The following is a 5129-nucleotide window of genomic DNA, read 5'->3' as shown; positions in this document are numbered from 1 at the left end:
CTGCAGGCCGTTCTGGTTGGAATCGACGCCGATGCCGAGCTTGCCGGCATCAGCCGCCGCCTGCAGCACGCCGACGCCGGTGCCGCCGGCCGCCGCGTAGACCACGTCGGAGCCCTGGTCGATCTGCGTCTTGGCGATCTCGCCGCCCTTGGCCGGGTCGTTCCACGCCGCTGGCGTATCACCGGTCATGTTCTGGATGACGTCGGTCGCACCGGCCGACTTGGCGCCGCCGACATAGCCGCATTCGAACTTGCGGATCAGCGGGATGTCCATGCCGCCGACGAAGCTGACTTTCTTGGACTTCGAGGCCATCGCCGCCAGGATGCCGACCAGATAGGAGCCTTCGTTCTCCTTGAATACCAGCGAGCGAACATTGGGCAGGTCGACGGCGTCGTCGATGATGGCGAAGTTGAGATCGGGATATTCGGCCGCGACCTTCTTCAGCGCATCCTCCCAGGCGAAGCCGGCCATGACGATCGGGTTGTGGCCGTCCTCGGCGAAGCGGCGCAGCGCCTGCTCGCGCTGCGAGGCATTGGACACCTCGAACTCGACATAAGCGACGCCGGTCTCGGTCTTGAACTTCTCGGCGCCGTGATAGGCAGCCTCGTTGAAGGATTTGTCGAACTTGCCGCCGAGATCATAGAGGATGGCTGGCTGGACATCCGCGGCGAAAGCCGGAAGAACCATTGCGGTTGCGGCCAGGAGGCCGAGAACGATACGTTTCATGTGATCCACACCCTGTCGGTTATTTTTTCCGTTACGCACCGGATACCCGCCCGGTTCTCCGGCAGGCATACGACGTCAGCCAGGAGTGTACTCCCCTCCCGCTCGGGTCAATCTGGCATGGCCCGAAACAAAATTCACGCGGAATTTTGACCTTTTGGAAAAGCATGGCGTGGGTAAGCCGCACGGCTGCTTGTTCCCTGCGCCACGGGACTTAGGCGGAGACCGCAGCCGGAATGGTGCAAGCGAGGCCGGTACCTTTGAGGTTGCAAGTGCCGTAAGGGTTCTTCGCCAGATATTGCTGGTGATCGCCTTCGGCAAAGTAGAATTCGGGCGCCGGCGCGATCTCGGTGGTGATCCTGCCGTGGCCGGCACCGCGCAGCGAGGCCTCATAGGCATCGCGCGAAGCGCTCGCCGTTCGCAATTGCGCATCACCTGATGTGTAGATCGCGGAGCGGTAGGTGGTGCCGACATCATTGCCCTGGCGCATGCCTTGCGTCGGGTCGTGGCTTTCCCAGAACAGCTTCAGAAGCGCGGCATAGGAGACGATCTTGGGATCGTGGACGACCAACACCACTTCGGCATGGCCGGTGAGCCCGGTACAGGTTTCCTGATAGGTCGGATTGGGCGTGAAGCCGCCGGCATAGCCGACCGCTGTGACCCACACGCCTTCGAGTTGCCAGAACAGCCGCTCCGCACCCCAGAAGCAGCCCAGCCCGAACATCGCCGTCTCCAGCCCCTCGGGATAGGGACCCTTCAGCGGTCTTTTCAAGACCTTGTGCCTGGGGGCGATCGGGATCGCTCTGGCGCGTCCCGGCAACGCCTCGGACGGCTTCGGCAGATTGAGCTTCTTGTTCAGCATGTCGCTGAGAAAGAACATGCGCGGCTTTCCTCTCTGGGTGGGACGCAAGAAGCCGCCTGACGGTGGCTCTTTCGTTTGAGCATCGGATTTTCCCAAAACCGGCAACCACTTTTGGATCAGATGCTTATGTGGCCGCGAACTGTCCCGTGCGCCGTTGCCGCCTGTAGCCGATCGCATAGAGCAGGAAGGCCAGCACCGCGAACACGGCGAAGCCCGGCTGGTTGAGCACCCAGGCGATGGCGCCGTCCCACAGCAGCGGACCGGCCTTGGCGCGAACGAAGGTCTCGAAGGAAGCCCGCGTGTCGGGCGAGACGGCCAGCCAACTGGTGTTGAGCGGGGTCAGTACAAGCACTGAGGCCGCCACAGTGCGTGTCGCGTCGAGCACCGCCATGATGACGGAAATCGACAGCGCGACCATTGCGGCAAGACGGAAAACGAAGCGAAACATTGGAGACCTTCCTCCGGCCAGCCCTCAAGCTCCTCCCGAGGGCCTTCCGGTTTCAAAACGAGAGATAGAATGCGCATGTCTGGTTCGCAATCGCCATACGCGAATTTGAAGCCCGACTAAGCCGCCGGCTTGCGTTTGCGCCGGTGGACGCGCCAGACGGCGAAAATGCCGCCGCCTATGGCGCCGACTACCAGCCCGGCCAGGCCGATGAACACGGCGAAATAACCGCAGGCGCCTTCGAAGCAGCTCATGTCGGTACCATTCGCAATGATCGAGCCCGCGAAGAAGCCGGCGAGGGCGCCAACGACCGCGCCGAGGACGATGCCGAGCAGGGCGGCGACGATCGAAACGAGAACCGGCGGCGCTTCGGTTCTTGGCTTGGCATAGACAGTCTCGGCTTCAGACCCGCGGCGCAGCAGATAGATGCAGAGAACCCCGATGGCGATTTCCGCAACGGTGATGGTAAGCGCCTTGCCTGAAAAGACGAAATCGGAAATCGTCAGCACATAGGCCTGCCGCGCCAGCAGCCAGACGATGGTGGCGATCTGCCAGATGGTGAACTGGCGCGGGAAGCGCGCCGAGCGGCCAAAGGCGAGGCCGAGCAGATAGAGCCCCCATAGAATGGTGATGATGTCGACGGCGAGCCCGCCATAGATCAGGTAGAAAACTCCGTCCGGCAGGCTGTAGTCCCACACCAGTCGCCAGGTGGATATCAGGCCGTAGACCGACCACGCCATGACGAAGACGAGCCAGCCCGGCGGCACGAAGGACAGCCCGCTGTCCGGCCGCCTGGCTGGCGTCTGTCCATTGCTCGATGTCATGTCCGCACGATGCCCCCGCAAAGCCTTGTCACTCGACAGGCGGCTCCGGGGGAAGTCAAGGGCGGCCGGCCTGCGGTCCTGCCCTTGCACACCATTGCGGTCGCGGCGCTGCAAAAACGGGCACGCCGGCGGCCTTGCGAAACACTGTGTGGCCGGCAAAGCGAATAGACTGCCGTTATGGCTTGGCATTCGCCGTCGGATCGACTAGATGAGCCCCGCGCCTGTTGCTTTGACGGCTCAGGTGCGGGGGAAGGGCGCTTGCTGGTTGGCGACGCCGATGGCGGAAATTCCGCCTTGCCCCAAGGGAGGTGCATCTCCCCAACCCGCGCGGCGAAACCGGCCGACGCGACATGCATGGACGGAGAGGTGGCCGAGTGGTTGAAGGCGCACGCCTGGAAAGTGTGTTTACGGGAGACCGTAACGCGGGTTCGAATCCCGCTCTCTCCGCCATTTACATAGCAAAATCAATAGGTTACTCTTATTTTAGGGCTGTCATGCCTTGGCGGAACATGAAAACCCGCACGAGGCGGATTCTATCGTTACCATGTGACAACTGTCAGACTGGTAGCAGCACATCGTCCGGGCCCATCCTGTCTGGCTAGGTCCTTCGGTCGATCGCGCAGGCCGTATACTCGCGGCGTTGTTATGCGAACAAGCCCATAAAGTTTTATTCGCATTTTAACTAATGAAGCTCATCCTACTAGATGGTGTGGTATCGACTCGCGGGGGCAGAGTGGAATGACTGACCTGGATGACGAGGATGACGTCCTAAAACCCAGCCCATCCAAACGCTGGCGAACAATGGCTCTGAAGACAGCACAGTTTGTCCCCCCTGTTATTTCGATAGGGTGTGCCATCACAGTTGGCTACTTTGCCTATTTGGCCGCCAACCAAAAACCGCCGGCCGATATAGCAGCACTGGCAGTGTCGATCCTCAAGTCCAGCGATGCATCCCCGGAAATGCGGGAATGGGCCGCGGACGCCATAGGAATACAGAACGATCTTGGAATGCCGGCCAAATCCATTCAGCAATGAAACTGGGGCAAGCGCAGATCGCCGGGCGCGTATGCCGCCCGATATCGGCGCTAGACCGGGTATCTGACGCAAGGCCCCAGACACTTTTCCCGAAGCCGCTCAGCAAAGCCAGCTCCGCGCAAAAGCGCCTTCGAAACAACCGCTTCGGCAGCAGCCGGGCACACTCAAAAAATCGTCCAGGCCCAGCTTGGAACCTCCTGCGCCGTTGCGCGTTTCTTGGCGTCCCGTTCGCGGACCCGCCCGGATATTTCTCCAAGCGCGCGATAAAATCAGGAGCCCGCTTCATGCACGACAAGCTGTTTCATTCACCGGTCGCATTGTCCGTCGGCCTCGGTTTCAAGCGCGAGATTGCCTCGCTGGCCCAAATGCACGACTTTCTGACCGACTGGACGACCTCTCGCCGCGGTCCGCTTTTTCGCAATGCGGTGAAGGCATGTGAGCTCGCCATTCCGGGCTATGTGACCATCGAGCAGGCACGCCGGGCGCTGCTCGAATTTGCGCAAGCCACCGGCATCCTGTGGCCGGACCTCGAGCCGGTCGCGGGCGTGCATGCCGTTGCGCGTGGCTATGGCGGTTACGCCGCCTGAGGATTGATGCTCCCATCGCGGTGGCCAAAGCCACACGTGCCACCACAGAAAGCCCGGCTCGGCCCTCGCCAGCCGGGCTTTCGTTTTTCCAGCAACGGAGGAACCGCCATCTTGCAGCTGAGGCTGACGACGTTGCGCCTTCCGTGGCAATCAACTTGTCGAACCCGTGCGTCGCCGGGTTCGATCCGGCCTTTCTCAGCATGATGCGAGAGCCGCTTAGACGCGGCCCACCGATCATCTTTTCGCGGATCTACGCTGCTTCAGCCGCGACGTTCACGGCCGACTCCGCGAGCTGCGTCAGCGCTTCGTCGGTGGCTTTCTCTTCCTTCAGCGTCGCTTCAAGCAGCGTCACGGCCTCGTTCAGGCCGAATTCGCCGGCCCAGGTCCTCAGCGTCCCATAGCGCGAGATCTCGTAGTGTTCGACCGCTTGCGCGGCAGCCAGCAGGCCGGCGTCGAGCGCGGGAGATCCCTTGTACTCCTCCATGATCTCGGCGCCTTCCTCGGTGATGCCCATGATGGCCGCACAGGTCTTGCCGGCTGGCTTCTTGCCGATCACACCAAAGACCTTCTCCAGCCTTGCGACATGCCCTTCGGTCTCGGTCCGGTGCTTTTCGAAGGCGGCTTTCAGGTCGGCACTTTGCGCGGCCCTGGCC

7 protein-coding genes and 1 tRNA gene are annotated in these 5129 nt (G+C 61.8%); 3 read left to right on the top strand and 5 right to left on the bottom strand.

The window, feature by feature from the left end:
- The 4 genes from EN935_RS21625 to EN935_RS21610 all read right to left on the bottom strand — a co-directional run.
- Positions 1-726, bottom strand: a 726-nt coding sequence (locus EN935_RS21625) for a BMP family ABC transporter substrate-binding protein (protein ID WP_164771251.1), incomplete at its 3' end; no start/stop codon positions are given.
- Positions 727-937: 211 nt separating this feature from the next.
- Entirely contained in the window at positions 938-1603 is a 666-nt protein-coding gene (gene msrA, locus EN935_RS21620; RefSeq protein WP_127263970.1) for a peptide-methionine (S)-S-oxide reductase MsrA, read from the bottom strand.
- Positions 1604-1709: 106 nt separating this feature from the next.
- Positions 1710-2033: a hypothetical protein gene (locus tag EN935_RS21615; protein WP_127263968.1), complete on the bottom strand. Its 324-nt coding sequence runs from the start codon at positions 2031-2033 to the stop codon at positions 1710-1712.
- A gap of 116 nt (positions 2034-2149) precedes the next feature.
- Positions 2150-2854: a hypothetical protein gene (locus EN935_RS21610; protein WP_245468841.1), complete on the bottom strand. Its 705-nt coding sequence runs from the start codon at positions 2852-2854 to the stop codon at positions 2150-2152.
- A gap of 360 nt (positions 2855-3214) precedes the next feature.
- Between EN935_RS21610 and EN935_RS21605 the strand changes: the two genes are divergently transcribed.
- The 3 genes from EN935_RS21605 (at position 3215) to EN935_RS21595 (ending at position 4476) form a co-directional block, all read left to right on the top strand.
- Positions 3215-3304: transfer RNA gene (locus tag EN935_RS21605), tRNA-Ser, on the top strand.
- Positions 3305-3592: 288 nt separating this feature from the next.
- Positions 3593-3889, top strand: a complete 297-nt coding sequence (locus EN935_RS21600; RefSeq protein WP_127263966.1) for a hypothetical protein — start codon at positions 3593-3595, stop codon at positions 3887-3889.
- A gap of 284 nt (positions 3890-4173) precedes the next feature.
- Positions 4174-4476 (top strand): DUF982 domain-containing protein, encoded by a 303-nt coding sequence (locus tag EN935_RS21595; protein ID WP_127263976.1) that lies wholly within the window; start codon positions 4174-4176, stop codon positions 4474-4476.
- Positions 4477-4726: 250 nt separating this feature from the next.
- Here EN935_RS21595 and EN935_RS21590 read toward each other — a convergent pair.
- Positions 4727-5129 (bottom strand): DUF892 family protein (locus EN935_RS21590; RefSeq protein ID WP_164771250.1); only part of this gene is annotated, 403 nt, incomplete at its 5' end.

The sequence above is a fragment of the Mesorhizobium sp. M7D.F.Ca.US.004.03.1.1 genome (assembly GCF_003998635.1).
Classification (GTDB): domain Bacteria; phylum Pseudomonadota; class Alphaproteobacteria; order Rhizobiales; family Rhizobiaceae; genus Mesorhizobium; species Mesorhizobium loti.
This window is presented reverse-complemented; position numbering and strand designations above follow the sequence as displayed.